A 17512-nucleotide genomic window follows, 5' to 3' on the forward strand; every position below is an offset into this window, starting at 1 on the left:
TTCACATTAAAGCACTATAATGGTGCAATACAACCTTCATGGTGCAGCCCCTTTGCACGATGGTGCGCATGATAACGCCTTTTAGGGGCAATTTAAAAGTTGGCACAGATTTCGCTTTATATTTTTTATGGCGACACGGCCAATTTTTGCAGAATTGAAGACTTCGTTACCACGACGACAATGACCAATCCGGGAGAGTAAGTATGTCCGCTGAACACGTTTTGACGATGCTGAACGAGCACGAAGTGAAGTTTGTTGATTTACGCTTCACTGATACCAAAGGCAAAGAACAGCACGTCACTATTCCTGCTCATCAGGTAAATGCCGAATTCTTTGAAGAAGGCAAAATGTTTGACGGCTCCTCAATCGGTGGCTGGAAAGGCATTAACGAATCAGACATGGTTCTGATGCCAGATGCGTCTACTGCTCTCATCGACCCGTTCTTTGAAGAGTCTACCCTGATCATCCGTTGCGATATCCTGGAACCAGGTACGCTGCAGGGCTATGACCGTGACCCGCGCTCCATTGCTAAACGTGCTGAAGAGTATCTGCGTTCTACCGGCATCGCAGACACCGTTCTGTTCGGGCCAGAGCCAGAGTTCTTCCTGTTTGACGACATCCGTTTCGGCGCATCTATTTCCGGTTCCCACGTGGCTATCGATGACATCGAAGGCGCATGGAACTCCTCCACCAAATACGAAGGTGGTAACAAAGGTCACCGTCCAGGCGTGAAAGGCGGTTACTTCCCGGTTCCTCCGGTAGATTCTTCTCAGGATATCCGTTCTACCATGTGTCTGATCATGGAAGAAATGGGCCTGGTTGTTGAAGCGCATCACCACGAAGTGGCGACTGCTGGTCAGAACGAAATCGCGACCCGCTTTAACACCATGACCAAAAAAGCGGACGAAATTCAGATCTACAAATATGTCGTTCACAACGTCGCTCACCGTTTCGGTAAAACCGCAACCTTTATGCCAAAACCAATGTTTGGCGATAACGGTTCCGGCATGCACTGCCACATGTCCCTGTCCAAGAACGGCGTAAACCTGTTCTCCGGTGACAAATATGCAGGTCTGTCTGAGCAGGCGCTGTACTACATCGGTGGCGTAATCAAACACGCTAAAGCGATCAACGCCCTGGCTAACCCGACCACCAACTCCTACAAGCGTCTGGTCCCGGGTTACGAAGCGCCGGTCATGCTGGCTTACTCTGCCCGTAACCGTTCTGCGTCTATCCGTATCCCGGTAGTTGCTTCTCCGAAAGCTCGTCGTATCGAAGTGCGTTTCCCGGACCCGGCTGCTAACCCGTACCTGTGCTTCGCAGCGTTGCTGATGGCTGGTCTTGACGGTATTAAGAACAAGATCCACCCGGGCGAAGCAATGGACAAAAACCTGTACGACCTGCCGCCGGAAGAAGCGAAAGAGATCCCACAGGTTGCTGGTTCTCTGGAAGAAGCACTGAAAGAACTGGATCTGGACCGCGAGTTCCTGACCGCAGGCGGCGTGTTCACTAATGAAGCGATCGATGCGTACATTGCGCTGCGTCGCGAAGAAGATGACCGCGTGCGTATGACTCCGCACCCGGTAGAGTTTGAGCTGTACTACAGCGTTTAATCGTTTGAGTTGCCGTGGAACTTTTAGCCTGCTCAGGCAGGCTTGAGATCGATGGCGAATGATAGGACGCCTGATGGAGCAAACTTATCAGGCCTGGAGGGTAACATTACCTTGTAGGCCGGATAAGGCAAAGCCGCCATCCGGCATCTATGTTTGCCAGTCATCTGTAGCCCATCCCAGGATGGGCTTTTTTCTCCACTAACAACCTGCTTTTTCGCGCTTTTTTGATGTAAAACGCTATAATGCACTAAATTGGTGCAACACTTTTCAGGAGACTGCTGAATGGCAACCGGCACGCTGCCCGATGCTGGGCAGATCCTCAATTCTTTAATCAACAGCATCTTACTAGTCGACGATGAGCTGGCTGTACATTACGCCAACCCGGCGGCGCAACAGCTGCTCGCCCAAAGCTCCCGCAAACTATTTGGTACACCGCTTCCCGATCTGTTGAGTTATTTCTCCTTAAACATCGGACTGATGCGAGAGAGCCTGGAAGCAGGCCAGGGCTTTACGGATAACGAAGTGACGCTGGTGATAGACAGCCACTCACATATCCTCTCTGTGACCGCTCAGAGGCTGCCTGATGGCCTTATCTTGCTGGAGATGGCCCCTATGGATAACCAGCGCCGTCTGAGTCAGGAACAGCTCCAGCACGCCCAGCAGATTGCCGCCCGCGATCTGGTGCGTGGTCTGGCACATGAAATTAAAAACCCGCTGGGCGGATTACGCGGCGCGGCGCAACTTCTCAGCAAAGCACTTCCGGACCCGGCGCTGACCGAATATACCAAAGTCATTATTGAACAGGCGGACCGCCTGCGTAATCTGGTCGACCGTCTGCTGGGGCCACAACAGCCGGGAATGCACATCACGGAAAGTATTCACAAAGTGGCGGAACGCGTGGTGGCGCTGGTCTCGATGGAGCTGCCGGAAAACGTCACGCTAATCCGGGATTACGACCCAAGTCTGCCTGAGTTACTGCACGACCCGGACCAGATCGAGCAGGTTTTGCTGAACATCGTACGCAATGCTTTGCAGGCGCTGGGACCGGAAGGCGGCGAGATCATTCTGCGCACCCGCACCGCGTTTCAGCTCACGCTACACGGCATGCGTTACCGTCTGGCGGCACGAATTGATGTAGAGGATAACGGTCCAGGTATTCCCTCGCATTTGCAGGATACGCTGTTCTACCCAATGGTTAGCGGTCGCGAAGGCGGTACCGGCCTTGGATTATCTATCGCCCGTAATTTGATTGATCAACATTCCGGCAAAATTGAATTTACCAGTTGGCCGGGTCATACCGAGTTCTCGGTTTACCTGCCTATCAGGAAATAAGGTGACGTTTATGCAACGAGGAATAGTCTGGGTCGTTGATGACGATAGTTCCATCCGTTGGGTGCTTGAACGTGCGCTCGCAGGGGCAGGGCTAAGCTGTACCACATTTGAAAGCGGTAAAGAGGTACTGGACGCGCTGGCCAGCAAAACGCCGGACGTGCTGTTGTCGGATATCCGTATGCCGGGTATGGACGGCCTGACGCTGTTAAAACAGATTAAACAGCGGCATCCGATGCTTCCGGTCATCATAATGACCGCGCACTCCGATCTGGATGCCGCCGTCAGCGCCTATCAGCAAGGGGCGTTTGATTATCTGCCTAAACCTTTTGATATTGATGAAGCCGTGGCGCTGGTCGAGCGCGCCATCAGCCATTATCAGGAACAGCAGCAGCCGCGCAATGTTCAGATTAACGGCCCCACAACCGACATCATCGGCGAAGCGCCGGCAATGCAGGATGTCTTTCGCATTATTGGACGTCTGTCCCGATCGTCAATCAGCGTATTGATAAACGGAGAGTCAGGGACCGGTAAAGAGCTGGTCGCCCATGCGTTGCACCGTCATAGCCCGCGCGTCAAAGCGCCGTTTATCGCGCTGAACATGGCGGCTATTCCGAAAGATTTGATCGAATCTGAGCTGTTTGGTCATGAGAAAGGCGCGTTTACCGGGGCGAATACCATTCGTCAGGGGCGCTTTGAACAGGCAGACGGCGGTACGCTGTTCCTCGATGAAATTGGCGATATGCCGCTGGACGTGCAAACGCGTTTATTGCGCGTATTAGCCGATGGACAGTTTTACCGCGTTGGCGGTTACGCGCCCGTAAAGGTAGATGTACGCATTATCGCCGCCACGCACCAGAATCTTGAACTACGCGTGCAGGAAGGCAAATTCCGTGAGGACTTATTCCATCGGCTGAACGTCATTCGGGTACATCTGCCACCGCTGCGTGAACGTCGGGAGGATATCCCCCGCCTGGCGCGTCATTTCCTGCAGGAGGCCGCCCGCGAACTGGGGGTGGAAGCCAAACAATTACACCCGGAAACTGAGGCTGCGCTCACCCGTCTGGCCTGGCCAGGTAACGTGCGTCAGCTTGAGAACACCTGCCGCTGGTTAACCGTAATGGCCGCCGGGCAGGAAGTACTGATTCAGGACTTACCAACCGAGCTGTTTGAAACCTCCGTGCCAGACGCACCGTCCCATATGCAGCCGGATAGTTGGGCAACGCTATTGGCACAGTGGGCAGATCGGGCATTACGCTCCGGCCATCAAAACTTGCTTTCCGAGGCCCAACCGGAGATGGAGCGCACGCTGTTGACTACCGCGCTCCGTCATACTCAGGGGCATAAACAGGAAGCGGCACGCTTGCTCGGCTGGGGTCGTAATACCTTGACGCGTAAGCTAAAAGAACTCGGAATGGAGTGACATATCGTCACTGTGTAAAGATTAATAATTGAGCGCAAATAGCTGCTATTTTGCGCTTTACTGTTCCGATGAGTTAAGTATGATCGTGCCCGGAAAACGGGGGGGAAGTCATCATGCTGGAATCAATCATTAATCTGCTGTCGAGCGGTGCAGTCGAAAGCCATACGCCACAAACTGCGGTTGCCGCAGTATTGTGCGCGGCGCTGGTTGGGCTGTTCAGCTAGCGGGTTCGCCGGGTGGCGCTTCGCTTACCCGACCTACGTATTAAGATTTTCGTAGGCACGGTAAGCGAAGCGCCATCCGGAAAAGCGTTAAATCACCCGTGAGAATTGCTGCATCCGCGCTTTCTGGCGCAGATACGCATCGAAGCACATGCAAATATTACGGATCAGCAGACGGCCCTTCGGCGTGACCTGAATCCCCTTCTCATCGACATCCACCAGCCCATCCTTCGCCAGCGGTGCCAGCAGTTTCAGGTCTTCGGCAAAATAGTCAGCGAAGTTCAGATCCCATTGCTGTTCCACAGAGGCATAGTCGAGGCGGAAGTTGCAGATCAGGAGCTTAATAACATCACGACGAATGCAGTCATCGCGGGTCAGGGCAATTCCGCGCCACAGCGCGTCCCCCTGCTCGTCTACCTGCTGATAATAGCGCTTCAGCTCTTTCTGGTTTTGCGCGTAGTTGTCACCAATCATACTGATGGCTGACACGCCCATTCCCAGCAGATCGGTATCACCCTGGGTGGTATAACCCTGGAAATTACGATGCAGCACACCCTTGCGTTGAGCAATCGCCAGCTCATCATCCGGGCGGGCAAAGTGATCCATACCAATGAACTGATAGCCAGTTTCGGTCAGTGAAGAGATGGTTTCCTGCAGGATATCCAGCTTCTGCTGCGCGCTGGGCAGGTCGGCATCTTTAATTTTGCGCTGAGCGGCAAACAGCGTCGGCAGGTGCGCGTAGTTAAAGACGCTCAATCGGTCTGGATTCAGCTCAGCAACGCGTTTCAGGGTGAAGGCGAAACTTTCCGGCGTCTGTTTTGGCAAACCATAAATCAGATCGATGTTCGTTGAGGTAAAGCCAATCTCACGCGCATGATTCAGCAGCGCAAAGATAAACTCCTCATCCTGCTCACGGTTCACCAGGCGCTGAACTTCTTTATTGAAGTCCTGCACCCCCATGCTCAGGCGGTTAAAACCTTCAGCGCGTAAATGATCGAGCACATCCAGCTCAATTTCACGCGGATCCACTTCGATCGAAATTTCGGCGTCGTCGTTAAAGTTAAAGTTGCCACGTAGCAGCGACATCAAACGGCTGATTTGCGCTTTATTCAGATACGTTGGCGTGCCGCCGCCCCAGTGCAGTTGACTGACATGACGTCCGGCAAACAGCGGTGCGCGATGAATAATTTCTTGTTCTAAGACATCGAGGTATTGATCGGCTTTATGCTGCTGACGAGTCACGACCTTGTTACAGCCGCAGAAGTAGCACAGCTTGTGGCAGAACGGGATGTGAACGTACAGCGAGAGAGGACGCTCAGGATAACGCGCCACGGCCTTTAGAAATGCCTCAGTGCCGTAGTCTTCAGAAAACTCCAGCGCGGTCGGGTACGAGGTATATCGTGGCCCGGAATAGTTATATTTCTGGATCAGGGCCAGGTCCCAGTCTATTAACTGCTCTGACATGCTCACTCCTTCCGATGGCGTCTCTGGCGGGTACGGCGTACCGACTTAACCCCAGTACGGGTGATAAGTCGGTTGCGCAGCCACTTCTGTCGCCGCGACAACCGCTGTAGTTTAACGAATAACCACACCAGATAACATATAACCGGAAGGGTTATAAGCAGGACGGGAAGACCCACGGTGTAAAACCGTTAGTTTCCGCCTTTCAGCAGGCGCATCATGTCTTCCTGCTTTTCTTCTTCTTCCTCTTCTTCCTCGTCATCGTAAGAAAGACCCAGCTTTTGCATCAGCTCATCGATGCGATCCAGCTTGGCATCAACCCAGGACTGATCTTCCGCGCTCAGGGTTTCTCCTGCTTCAAGACGCTCCAGCAGCGCATCCAGGCGCTCATCCGTTTCCAGTAAATCCAACTCAGCCTGTGGTGAAAGCATAGGTTTCTCACTCTTCGGTTTGTGCTGTTTGGTGACTTTTTCGGTCACGCCCAATGGAATGGGGGTTTTGCTGCCAATACGAGGATCTTTTTGCTTATTTTGGTTTCCGCCACCAGATGCGCCTTCGCTACCGGACGCACGGCTACCTGCCGCATGACCACGGTGTTTTTTCTGGCGCTTACGGTCGCGAGCTTCCTGGTTAATTTCTTCGCGTGTTTTACGACGCGCTTTTGCAGGACCTTTACCGCGTGGTGTAGAAGTTGGTTTCATCATGATTCGTCTTTGGCTGTTTTTATTCAGTATATAATTGCGCCGGAATCTAGCAGAAATAAAGAAAAAAGGCGACAGAGTAATCTGTCGCCTTTTTTCCTGACTCTCAACCCTTACGGGCTCTACAATCCCTGTTGGCTATCAACACACCCTGTTTTTCCCTTAGCCTGTAACATTCCGTGTTGTTTCCATTTCCTTTTACTAACGTCTCCGGACGTTTGTCTTCCTGACAATCCTGTGTCTTCGCCTCCTGGCGCTCCTGACCCTCATCCTGAGTCATCTATCCTTTCAGCTTCCTCGCTATGGACGCTACTTTACCGTTTTGGTTTAAACGTACAAGTAACCTGGGTAACAATTTCTGATTTTAAGAATAGCGCCCAAATGTAACCATATGATTTATTTTAGTTCTGTCATTTTTTACTCTGTCATCTCGTATAGAAACTGTCGGCAATGTCTCACAAAGCGCGGGGTTTTTACTTACACAGCCCACTCGTCGAAAAACCAGCCTTTTGCTGGGGTTCAGGTATAATCGCTGCAAAGCCCTGATTGATGGAGAGGACTGCTTTGACTAACTTGAATTATCAACAGACGCACTTTGTGATGAGTGCGCCTGATATTCGCCACTTACCTTCCGATACCGGTATCGAAGTGGCTTTTGCTGGCCGTTCCAACGCAGGCAAATCCAGTGCGCTAAATACCCTGACGAATCAAAAAGGTCTGGCGCGTACATCTAAAACGCCGGGTCGTACTCAGCTCATCAACCTGTTTGAAGTCGTTGACGGCAAACGCCTGGTCGATTTACCAGGATACGGTTATGCCGAAGTTCCGGAAGAGATGAAGCGTAAATGGCAGCGCGCGCTGGCTGAATATCTGGAAAAGCGTCAGAGCCTGCAAGGTCTGGTAGTGCTGATGGATATTCGTCACCCGTTAAAAGATCTCGATCAACAGATGATCCTGTGGGCAGTTGAGAGCAACGTTCAGGTTCTGGTACTGCTGACTAAAGCAGATAAGCTGGCCAGCGGTGCACGCAAAGCGCAGCTGAATATGGTACGTGAAGCCGTACTGGCATTTAACGGTGACGTGCAGGTAGAAGCATTTTCATCGCTGAAAAAACTGGGTGTGGACAAACTGCGGCAAAAACTGGATAGCTGGTTTAGTGAACTGGCACCGGTTGAAGAGGAGCAGGACGGGGAATAACCCACCGATATGCCGGATGGCGCCGTAGCGCGTTTTATCCGGCCTACAGCATGTGCAAAACTTTTTCTTTCGCACAATAAAAAACGCCCCAGTCATTACTGACTGGGGCGGCTAAAATATTCAGCCAAATCCGATTACGTGAAGTAAAAGGTCTGAAAGATAGAACATCTTACCTCTGTACCCTACGAGAATAACTTTACTCTTTTTTGAGCAGCTCAGAAAGCACTTTTTGTAATTTTTTTTCATTCCTTACATAGGGAATTCTAATGGACATCACAAAAAGCTCTCTCTTATGTTGCTTAGTTACGAAAAAGGGGCGTTATTAAGTAAACCCTTAGTGCGCCTGATCCCAGTTTTCACCACTCCCGACTTCCACCAGCAACGGCACGTCAATCTGGGTCTCGTTTTCCATCAGTTGGTGGATCTTTTTAGAGACGCTTTCCAGATCATCTTTGTGCACTTCAAACACCAGTTCATCGTGTACCTGCATGATCATGCGCACGCGCGGTTGCTCGGTTTGCAGCCATCCATCCACAGCAATCATGGCTCGCTTGATAATATCTGCGGCAGTTCCCTGCATCGGGGCGTTAATGGCCGCACGTTCAGCACCAGCGCGACGAGCACCATTACTGGATTTAATATCCGGTAAATAGAGACGGCGACCTTCCAGCGTTTCTACATAGCCTTGCTCTTTCGCCTGCGCGCGGGTACGTTCCATGTATTCCAACACACCTGGGTAGCGTTCAAAGTAGAGATCCATGTACTTCTGTGCTTCTTTGCGCGGAATATTCAACTGACGCGCCAGACCAAAGGCGCTCATCCCGTAGATCAAACCGAAGTTGATGGCTTTCGCGCTGCGGCGTTGCTCGCTGGTCACAGCATCAAGCGGTAAACCAAAAACTTCTGCCGCCGTTGCGCGGTGAATATCTTTCCCTTCGGCAAACGCGGTAAGCAGACCTTTATCACGTGAAAGGTGCGCCATAATACGCAGTTCAATCTGTGAGTAGTCCGCAGAGACAATCACGTAGTCTTCTGGCGCAATGAACGCCTGACGAATACGACGACCTTCGTCATTCCGTACCGGGATGTTTTGCAGGTTTGGATCCGTTGAAGACAAGCGCCCGGTGGCGGTAACTGCCTGATGGTAGGAGGTATGCACGCGCCCGGTTTTCTTGTTAATCATCAACGGAAGCTTATCCGTATAGGTCGACTTCAGTTTTGCTAAACCACGATATTCCAGGATCACCTTCGGCAATGGATAATCCAGCGCGAGCTCTTCCAGTACCTCTTCTGACGTTGATGGCGCGCCGCCAGGGGTTTTCTTCAACGGCTTAATACCCTGCTTTTCAAACAGGATAGTTTGCAGTTGCTTGGTGGAAGAGAGGTTAAACGCTTCTCCGGCGATCTCGTGCGCTTTTTGCTCCAGCTCATTCAAACGCAGCGTCAGCTCTTCTGAATGCTTGTGCAGAACAGCCGGATCGATTTTCACACCGTTGCGCTCAACGCGAGACAAAACCGGCACCAGCGGCATATCGATATTTTCAAAGACGTTCAACGGCCCTTTATGCTGCTGCAATTCTGGCCACATCTTCAGATGCAGCTGTAACGTAACGTCGGCGTCTTCCGCAGCGTAACGACCAGCCTCTTCCAGTGCTATCTGGTTAAAGGTCAGCTGGTTTTTGCCTTTTCCAGCAATCTCTTCAAAGGTGATGGTCTTATGTTTCAGCCAGCGGTCCGACAGGCTGTCCATATCGTGTCGTCCAGCGACGCTGTTAAGAATGTAGGATTCGAGCATGGTGTCAAAAGTGATGCCGCGCAGCTCGATGCCATAGTTCGCCAGGATGCCGCGATCGTACTTCAGGTTTTGCCCGACTTTGTGCGCGTTCTCATCTTCCAGCAGCGGCTTTAGCAGCTCCAGCGCGCGGTCGCGCGCGATCTGGTCAGGGGCATCCAGGTAATCGTGGGCAACAGGAACATACGCCGCCACACCCGGTTCAATGGCAAAAGACAGGCCAACCAGATTCGCGGAAATGTTGTCCAGGCTGTCAGTTTCAGTATCGAAGGCAAAGACAGGTGCTTTTTTCAGCTTAGCGATCCACGCTTCCAGCGTCGCTTCGTCCAGAATCGTCACATAGTTATCGTACGAAAGAACCGTGGCCGGCTCCTCAGGCGTTTCATCGACGACAATAGTTTCTTGCGGTTTTGCCGCCGGCTTCGTCCCTTTAGCCTGTAGCCATTTACCCGCTTCAACGTCGGTAACCCAACGTTTAAATTCATACTGTTTAAACAGGCCAAGCAGTTCTTCTGCAGCGGGCTGACGCACTTCAAGCTGCTCACAGGTCAATTCCAGCTCAACATCCGTTTTGATGGTAGCCAATTGATAAGAGAGGTACGCCACCTCTTTGTTCTGCTCAAGTTTGCCCGCCATGGTTTTCGCACCACGGAAGGTCAGCCCCGCTATTTTGTCTGATTCGGCATAGAGGGTATCCAGCCCACCCAGCCCCTGCAGCAGTGCCTGAGCGGTTTTTTCGCCTACGCCTGGAACGCCAGGAATGTTATCTGAGGAATCCCCCATCAGCGCCAGGAAATCGATGATCAGTTCCGGCGGGACGCCGTACTTATTCACAACTTCATCCGGGCCGAGGATCGTATTGGTCATGGTGTTGATAAGGGTGATATTCGGCGTCACTAACTGAGCCATATCTTTATCACCGGTGCTAATCAGCACCGGGCGACCGATCTTCTCTGCTTCCCGCGCCAGCGTACCGATAACATCGTCCGCCTCCACGCCAGAAACAGCCAACAGTGGCAGCCCCATCGCCTTTACCATCGCATGCAGAGGTTCAATCTGCGCACGCAGATCGTCCGGCATCGGTGGGCGGTGAGACTTATAATGTTCGAATAATTCATCACGGAAGGTTTTACCCTTGGCGTCGAATACCACCGCTGCATGGGTTGGTTGATATTGCAGAATCAAGCTACGCAGCATGTTGAGGACACCGTACATCGCGCCCGTAGGTTCTCCTGCGCTGTTAGTCAGCGGTGGGAACGCGTGGTATGCGCGATACAGGTAAGATGAGCCATCTACAAGGATAAGTGGGTTTTCTGGGATCTGAACCATAATGTCCGTGCCTGTTTATCAGATTATGGGTAAAGGATGCCACAGACAGGATGAAAACATGAGTTTTTCGCCGCATTTGTCGAAAAACTTTTGCAGATCTTCTGCTTTGCTCGCAAAGACAGCTGTGGATAACTTTGTGAATAAATAATTTTCAGCTCTTTAAATATAGCAAGGCAATTAATGCTCCATTATATTTATACAATAATTTCAATTGGTTAAATAAACTCACGGCATTTTATTCCATTTTTACAGCTTATATCCTGATGTGGATAGATATTCTCTTTTTTTCTATTCAGGGAAGATCCATCATTTGGTTCGTTTTCTGATAAAATCAGCCCCTTGCGCCTCTTTCGCGCACTGTCTATGGCTAACCTTTTGAATAATTTAATTATGACGAGAATACTCGCTGCGATAACGCTGTTGCTGAGTATCGTGTTGACCATATTGGTCACGATTTTTTGTTCTGTGCCGATCATCCTTGCCGGGGTTGTGAAACTCCTTTTGCCCATTCCTGTCGTCTGGCGCAAGGTTTCCGTCTTCTGTAATTTCATGATGTACTGCTGGTGTGAAGGTCTGGCGCTACTGCTGCACCTTAATCCGCGGCTGAAGTGGGATGTTGAAGGGCTGGAAGGTCTTAGCAAGAAAAACTGGTATCTGCTCATTTGTAATCATTACAGCTGGGCCGATATCGTTGTGCTTTGCGTTCTGTTCCGTAAGCACATCCCGATGAATAAATATTTCCTCAAGCAGCAGTTGGCCTGGGTGCCCTTTATTGGCCTGGCCTGCTGGGCGCTGGATATGCCGTTTATGAAACGCTATTCACGTGGCTATCTGCTTCGCCATCCGGAACGCCGTGGTAAAGATGTCGAAACAACGCGTCGTTCCTGCGAGAAGTTTCGCGTACACCCGACAACCATTGTGAATTTTGTCGAAGGTTCACGCTTTACCAAAGATAAACGTGAGCAAACCCGCTCTCCTTATCAAAACCTGCTCCCTCCTAAAGCGGCAGGTATTGCAATGGCATTGAACGTACTGGGGTCACAGTTCGATAAAATGTTGAACGTCACGTTGTGCTATCCGGAAAACAGTAGCCGACCGTTCTACGATATGCTGAGCGGTAAGCTAACGCGGATTGTCGTGCGGGTGAATCTGGAGCCAATCCATGAAGAGTTACACGGTGATTACGTGAACGATAAGGCATTCAAGCGCCGCTTTCAGCTGTGGTTGAATACGCTGTGGAGTGAGAAAGACGCGCAGCTCGACGCGATTAAAGCCTCAAAATAAAAAAGCCGGTCAGTGACCGGCTTTTGCTTTTACTTCTGACCGACCAGGTATTTCACGGTATCCGCATACTGTTGTACAAAGATATCCATGCTGCTGGTATCCATGCCTTGCGGATTTACCTGATATTTACCATTCACGAACATCGCCGGAACGCCCTGCAGCTGTAAATCAGCCGCTGCTTTTTCCTGCTGTGCCACGAGAGATTTCACTACGAAGCTGTTCCATGCCGCATCATAGTCTTCGCCTTTAATACCCGCATCGACAAACACTTTACGGATATCAGCAACAGACTGAACGGTCTGGGTTTTCTGAACCCCTTCAAACAGCGGAACAGTGACCTGATCTTCAACGCCCAGCGCCATTGCAACCGCCCATGCCTGCGTCAGATCTTTGCCCAAAGGCCCGAGAAACTCGACGTGGTATTTGGTCATCTTGGTGCCTTCCGGCAGTTTTTTCTTCACGTTATCAGATACATGAAGCACTTCTTCAAACTGATAGCAGTGCGGGCAGTAGAAGGAGAAGAACTCCAACACTTGCGGTTCACCCGCAACAGGCTTCTCCAGGGTGATGTATTGTTTACCATCCTGGAACTGCGCTGCAGATGCGCTAAAAGCTAAGACCATACCAGCCAGCGCCAGCCATATTTTTTTCATGTTCAAGTTTCTCCGATTAATACATTGGCGTTAATTGTAAGGGGGGCTCTTGCAGAATTTTTGCCTGCTCAATAAAGGTTGCGGTCTGACGATGCCAGTAATCTTCCCCGGTTAACCACGGGAAGTTTTTTGGGAACGCAGGGTCAGCCCAACGTCGAATCAGCCAGGCAAGATAATAAACTAAACGCATAGCGCGTAAAGGCTCTATCAGTCCGATTTCCGCCGTGTCGAACTCACTAAACTCTTCATAAGCCTCGATAATGGTTTCTAGCTGCATGCGTTGTTCAGCTTTATCACCATTGAGGAGCATCCATAAATCCTGAATAGCCGGACCATTGCGGGCATCATCTAAATCGACAAACATCGGGCCATCGCGCCACAGAATATTACCGGCATGACAATCACCGTGCAGGCGTAACGTAGTAAAACGCGTATGCCAGCGATCGGTAACCACCGCGATAAGCGCATCCGTTGCCTTCAGGAAAGCCGCTTTTTGCCCTGATGGGATAAGCTGTGCGTGTTCAAAAACTTTACGCGGCTCAGTCAGGTATTCTTCAAGGCCAATCGTCGGTCGGAAGGCAAAAGTACACTTGGATCCGGTCTGGTGCATACGCCCGAGATAGCGCCCGACCGCCTCCATTTGATCGATGTTGTCGGCCTCAAACTGGCGCCCACCGACGCTGGGGAAGATCGCATAATGGAAACCCTGGTGGCTTAACAGCGTTTGGCCGTTCAGTACCAACGGCGCAGCTACCGGGACTTCATCGCTTACCAGTTCCAGAGCAAACTGGTGCTCTTCCTGGATCTGATCGACAGACCAACGTTCAGGGCGATAAAACTTAACGACAAAGCGTCGACGGTCTTCGTCCTGGAATTGATAGACACGGTTTTCATAGCTGTTAAGCGGGGTAAGCCCGGAATCCACCCGGATCCCCTGCTCAAACAGTGCATCCATGATGGTATCCGGGTGTAGCGTCTGGAAATTAAAAGCGTTGTCGTTCATCCAATCATCCGGAAAATACTACGAATGATTCAGGATATCATTTCGCAGCGCTTTCGGTGGCGGCGATTACAAGCTTTTACTCTTTAATTACACCACGAGCGCGGAGTAGTGCGGTTTTAAAATCTTCTTCATAATCTTTCTGAATACCTGGAATGACAGCATCCTTCGCTGAGTCTCGCATTTTCAGGTGATAGATCAGAATGTCATCAGTTAAATCCGCCAGTTCGCCGTCAAAACCTGACTCTTGCGCCAGTTTCTGCAAAAATTGCATCAGGTTAAGATCGGGTTCCTTCTGCCAGGCTGGCTGGAGGAGTTCAATAACTTCATTCAGACGTTTACATTTCATGGTTGTGCTCCTTAGGCTCAATACAGATACGTTAGCAGGGTCAATCCCACATTAAAAGAGGCGATATCAGTGATTCTGGATAGTGCAATAACAGGGGTTGTGCTGGCTGGCGGTAAGGCCAGACGGATGGGTGGAACCGATAAAGGTCTGCTTGAACTGGACGGTAAACCTCTTTGGCGGCATGTGGCCGACATTCTCGCTTTGCAGGTCGAAACCGTGGTGGTTAATGCCAATCGCCACCGGGATATATACCAGCAAAGCGGCCTGAAAGTTATTCCCGATTCCTTGGCCGATTTCCCTGGCCCACTGGCCGGGATGCTATCGGTATTCCTGCAGCAAACGGGGGAGTGGTTTCTGTTTTGCCCGTGCGATATGCCCTATATTCCTCACGATCTGGTCGCTCGTCTAAAAGAGCAACGTAAAGATGCACCCGTTGTCTGGGTGCATGATGGGGAAAGAGATCACCCAACCATTGCGCTGATGCACCGCTCTATGCAGCCTTTGCTGCAGGATTATCTTCAGTCCGGTGAACGACGTGTCATGGTCTTTATGCGTCTGGCTGGCGGTCATGCTGTCGATTTCAGCGATCATAAAGATGCGTTCGTAAACGTGAATACCCCCGAAGAGCTCGCAAAATGGCAGGAAAAATCATGATCCCATTACTCGCCATTGCGGCATGGAGCGGCACGGGAAAAACCACGCTGCTCAAAAAGTTGATCCCGGAACTACGTGCCAGAGGTATACGTCCCGGATTGATTAAACATACTCATCACAATATGGATGTCGACAAGCCCGGTAAAGATAGTTATGAACTGCGCAAAGCCGGTGCAGCACAAACGCTGGTCGCCAGCCAGCAACGTTGGGCATTAATGGTAGAAACACCGGAAGAGCCCGAACTGGATTTAGCGTATCTGGTAAGCCGGATGGATGCAGCGACGTTGGATCTAGTGCTGGTTGAAGGGTTTAAGCATGAACCTGTCGCTAAGATCGTGCTTTTTCGCGACGGTTGCGGGCATAGTCCTGAAGAATTGGCGATAGACGAATATGTTATCGCGGTTGCCAGTGATGTTCCGCTGGCGGTGGATGTTCCATTGTTAGACATCAACGATATACAGCAACTTGCTGATTTTGTTACGCAATGGATAAGATGGTAACCGTGGTGTTGTGATGCGCCTGATGCGCTGCGCTTATCAGGCCTACAAAATACGTTCAGCCCGGCCCCTGCAGGCCGGATAAGGCGGCACGCCGCATCCGGCGGTTTTCATCCCGCACAGACGCAAAAAAGCCCATCCGGCAGGATGGGCTTCTTCACTTTAATTAATGCCTGGCAGTTCCCTACTCTCGCATGGGGAGACCCCACACTACCATCGGCGCTACGGCGTTTCACTTCTGAGTTCGGCATGGGGTCAGGTGGGACCACCGCGCTACAGCCGCCAGGCAAATTCTGTTTATCAACACGCTTTTGCATGTCAATCTAATCTGTAATCAGGCTGAATATTGTCTCTGTCTTTCGCCAAAACATCTTCGGCGTTGTAAGGTTAAGCCTCACGGTTCATTAGTATCGGTTAGCTCAATGTATCGCTACACTTACACACCCGACCTATCAACGTCGTCGTCTTCAACGTTCCTTCAGGACTCTCAAGGAGTCAGGGAGAACTCATCTCGGGGCAAGTTTCGTGCTTAGATGCTTTCAGCACTTATCTCTTCCGCATTTAGCTACCGGGCAATGCCATTGGCATGACAACCCGAACACCAGTGATGCGTCCACTCCGGTCCTCTCGTACTAGGAGCAGCCCCCCTCAATTCTCCAGCGCCCACGGCAGATAGGGACCGAACTGTCTCACGACGTTCTAAACCCAGCTCGCGTACCACTTTAAATGGCGAACAGCCATACCCTTGGGACCTACTTCAGCCCCAGGATGTGATGAGCCGACATCGAGGTGCCAAACACCGCCGTCGATATGAACTCTTGGGCGGTATCAGCCTGTTATCCCCGGAGTACCTTTTATCCGTTGAGCGATGGCCCTTCCATTCAGAACCACCGGATCACTAAGACCTGCTTTCGCACCTGCTCGAGCCGTCACTCTCGCAGTCAAGCTAGCTTATGCCTTTGCACTAACCTCCTGATGTCCGACCAGGATTAGCTAACCTTCGTGCTCCTCCGTTACTCTTTAGGAGGAGACCGCCCCAGTCAAACTACCCACCAGACACTGTCCGCAACCCGGATCACGGGTCTACGTTAGAACACCAGCCATTAAAGGGTGGTATTTCAAGGATGGCTCCATGCAGACTGGCGTCCACACTTCAAAGCCTCCCACCTATCCTACACATCAAGGACCAGTGTTCAGTGTCAAGCTATAGTAAAGGTTCACGGGGTCTTTCCGTCTTGCCGCGGGTACACTGCATCTTCACAGCGAGTTCAATTTCACTGAGTCTCGGGTGGAGACAGCCTGGCCATCATTACGCCATTCGTGCAGGTCGGAACTTACCCGACAAGGAATTTCGCTACCTTAGGACCGTTATAGTTACGGCCGCCGTTTACCGGGGCTTCGATCAAGAGCTTCTCCTTACGGATAACCCCATCAATTAACCTTCCGGCACCGGGCAGGCGTCACACCGTATACGTCCACTTTCGTGTTTGCACAGTGCTGTGTTTTTAATAAACAGTTGCAGCCAGCTGGTATCTTCGACTGATTTCAGCTCCATGAGTAAATCACTTCACCTACATATCAGCGTGCCTTCTCCCGAAGTTACGGCACCATTTTGCCTAGTTCCTTCACCCGAGTTCTCTCAAGCGCCTTGGTATTCTCTACCTGACCACCTGTGTCGGTTTGGGGTACGATTTCGTGTTACCTGATGCTTAGAGGCTTTTCCTGGAAGCAGGGCATTTGTTACTTCAGCACCGTAGTGCCTCGTCATCACACCTCAGCGTTAAAAGAAGTCCGGATTTACCTAAACTTCCCGCCTACATGCTTAAACCGGGACAACCGTCGCCCGGCTAACATAGCCTTCTCCGTCCCCCCTTCGCAGTAACACCAAGTACAGGAATATTAACCTGTTTCCCATCGACTACGCCTTTCGGCCTCGCCTTAGGGGTCGACTCACCCTGCCCCGATTAACGTTGGACAGGAACCCTTGGTCTTCCGGCGTGCGGGTTTTT

At 51.2% G+C, this 17512-nt stretch carries 15 protein-coding genes, 2 rRNA genes and 1 pseudogene; 8 read left to right on the plus strand and 10 right to left on the minus strand.

All coding sequences use genetic code 11. The features are described 5' to 3' along the window. Positions 1-203: 203 nt before the first annotated feature. The 4 genes from glnA (at position 204) to OGY06_RS11865 (ending at position 4589) form a co-directional block, all read left to right on the plus strand. Positions 204-1613: a glutamate--ammonia ligase gene (glnA, locus tag OGY06_RS11850; RefSeq protein WP_003825314.1), complete on the plus strand. Its 1410-nt coding sequence runs from the start codon at positions 204-206 to the stop codon at positions 1611-1613. A gap of 282 nt (positions 1614-1895) precedes the next feature. Continuing rightward, on the plus strand, positions 1896-2945 hold the full coding sequence (glnL, locus tag OGY06_RS11855; protein WP_008786986.1) for a nitrogen regulation protein NR(II): 1050 nt from the start codon (positions 1896-1898) through the stop codon (positions 2943-2945). A 10-nt stretch (positions 2946-2955) separates the two neighbouring features. Further along, positions 2956-4365: a nitrogen regulation protein NR(I) gene (glnG, locus tag OGY06_RS11860; RefSeq protein WP_003825317.1), complete on the plus strand. Its 1410-nt coding sequence runs from the start codon at positions 2956-2958 to the stop codon at positions 4363-4365. Positions 4366-4478: 113 nt separating this feature from the next. Further along, on the plus strand, positions 4479-4589 hold the full coding sequence (locus tag OGY06_RS11865) for a YshB family small membrane protein (RefSeq protein ID WP_020996121.1): 111 nt from the start codon (positions 4479-4481) through the stop codon (positions 4587-4589). An 87-nt stretch (positions 4590-4676) separates the two neighbouring features. Here the strand turns inward: OGY06_RS11865 and hemN are convergent, their stop codons facing one another. The 3 genes from hemN to OGY06_RS11880 all read right to left on the minus strand — a co-directional run bounded on the left by hemN (position 4677) and on the right by OGY06_RS11880 (position 7028). Next, on the minus strand, positions 4677-6050 hold the full coding sequence (gene hemN, locus OGY06_RS11870) for an oxygen-independent coproporphyrinogen III oxidase (protein WP_003825321.1): 1374 nt from the start codon (positions 6048-6050) through the stop codon (positions 4677-4679). A 188-nt stretch (positions 6051-6238) separates the two neighbouring features. Then, positions 6239-6748, minus strand: a complete 510-nt coding sequence (gene yihI, locus OGY06_RS11875; protein ID WP_003028627.1) for a Der GTPase-activating protein YihI — start codon at positions 6746-6748, stop codon at positions 6239-6241. A 106-nt stretch (positions 6749-6854) separates the two neighbouring features. Next, complete coding sequence (locus OGY06_RS11880) at positions 6855-7028, minus strand: hypothetical protein (protein ID WP_122973887.1); 174 nt, start codon at positions 7026-7028, stop codon at positions 6855-6857. Positions 7029-7312: 284 nt separating this feature from the next. Between OGY06_RS11880 and yihA the strand changes: the two genes are divergently transcribed. Next, positions 7313-7945 carry a ribosome biogenesis GTP-binding protein YihA/YsxC gene (yihA, locus tag OGY06_RS11885; RefSeq protein ID WP_063941722.1) on the plus strand — a complete coding sequence of 211 codons (633 nt, stop codon included), beginning with the start codon at positions 7313-7315 and terminating at the stop codon, positions 7943-7945. A gap of 120 nt (positions 7946-8065) precedes the next feature. Here yihA and spfP read toward each other — a convergent pair whose 3' ends face one another. Next, on the minus strand, positions 8066-8113 hold the full coding sequence (gene spfP, locus OGY06_RS23290) for a small protein SpfP (protein ID WP_071892919.1): 48 nt from the start codon (positions 8111-8113) through the stop codon (positions 8066-8068). A 166-nt stretch (positions 8114-8279) separates the two neighbouring features. Then, positions 8280-11066 carry a DNA polymerase I gene (polA, locus tag OGY06_RS11890; protein WP_063941721.1) on the minus strand — a complete coding sequence of 929 codons (2787 nt, stop codon included), beginning with the start codon at positions 11064-11066 and terminating at the stop codon, positions 8280-8282. Positions 11067-11429: 363 nt separating this feature from the next. Here polA and yihG point away from each other — a divergent pair. Beyond that, a pseudogene (yihG, locus tag OGY06_RS11895) lies at positions 11430-12366 on the plus strand (1-acylglycerol-3-phosphate O-acyltransferase, YihG family). 13 nt (positions 12367-12379) lie between these two features. On the opposite strand, the gene dsbA reads toward yihG, so the two are convergent. The 3 genes from dsbA to OGY06_RS11910 form a co-directional block, all read right to left on the minus strand. After that, positions 12380-13003 carry a thiol:disulfide interchange protein DsbA gene (dsbA, locus tag OGY06_RS11900; RefSeq protein WP_003028621.1) on the minus strand — a complete coding sequence of 208 codons (624 nt, stop codon included), beginning with the start codon at positions 13001-13003 and terminating at the stop codon, positions 12380-12382. A gap of 16 nt (positions 13004-13019) precedes the next feature. Further along, a complete protein-coding gene (locus tag OGY06_RS11905; protein WP_267398161.1) occupies positions 13020-14006 on the minus strand; it encodes a serine/threonine protein kinase in 987 nt (328 codons plus the stop codon). Between the two features lie 76 nt (positions 14007-14082). Continuing rightward, entirely contained in the window at positions 14083-14352 is a 270-nt protein-coding gene (locus tag OGY06_RS11910; RefSeq protein ID WP_003028616.1) for a YihD family protein, read from the minus strand. 69 nt (positions 14353-14421) lie between these two features. Here OGY06_RS11910 and mobA point away from each other — a divergent pair, with 69 nt between their 5' ends. Together mobA and mobB are read left to right on the plus strand one after the other, a co-directional pair. After that, a complete protein-coding gene (gene mobA / locus OGY06_RS11915; RefSeq protein WP_003825335.1) occupies positions 14422-15006 on the plus strand; it encodes a molybdenum cofactor guanylyltransferase MobA in 585 nt (194 codons plus the stop codon). Continuing rightward, on the plus strand, positions 14988-15506 hold the full coding sequence (gene mobB / locus OGY06_RS11920) for a molybdopterin-guanine dinucleotide biosynthesis protein MobB (protein WP_103015350.1): 519 nt from the start codon (positions 14988-14990) through the stop codon (positions 15504-15506). Before mobA ends, mobB begins: the two co-directional genes overlap by 19 nt. Before the next feature lie 168 nt (positions 15507-15674). Here mobB and rrf read toward each other — a convergent pair. Both rrf and OGY06_RS11930 read right to left on the minus strand, forming a co-directional pair. Beyond that, positions 15675-15790 (minus strand): 5S ribosomal RNA (gene rrf / locus OGY06_RS11925). A gap of 96 nt (positions 15791-15886) precedes the next feature. Further along, positions 15887-17512, minus strand: a 23S ribosomal RNA gene (locus OGY06_RS11930); the annotation flags it as partial.

This window comes from Citrobacter sp. Cpo147 (assembly GCF_030332405.1).
GTDB classification, from domain to species: Bacteria; Pseudomonadota; Gammaproteobacteria; order Enterobacterales; family Enterobacteriaceae; genus Citrobacter; species Citrobacter portucalensis.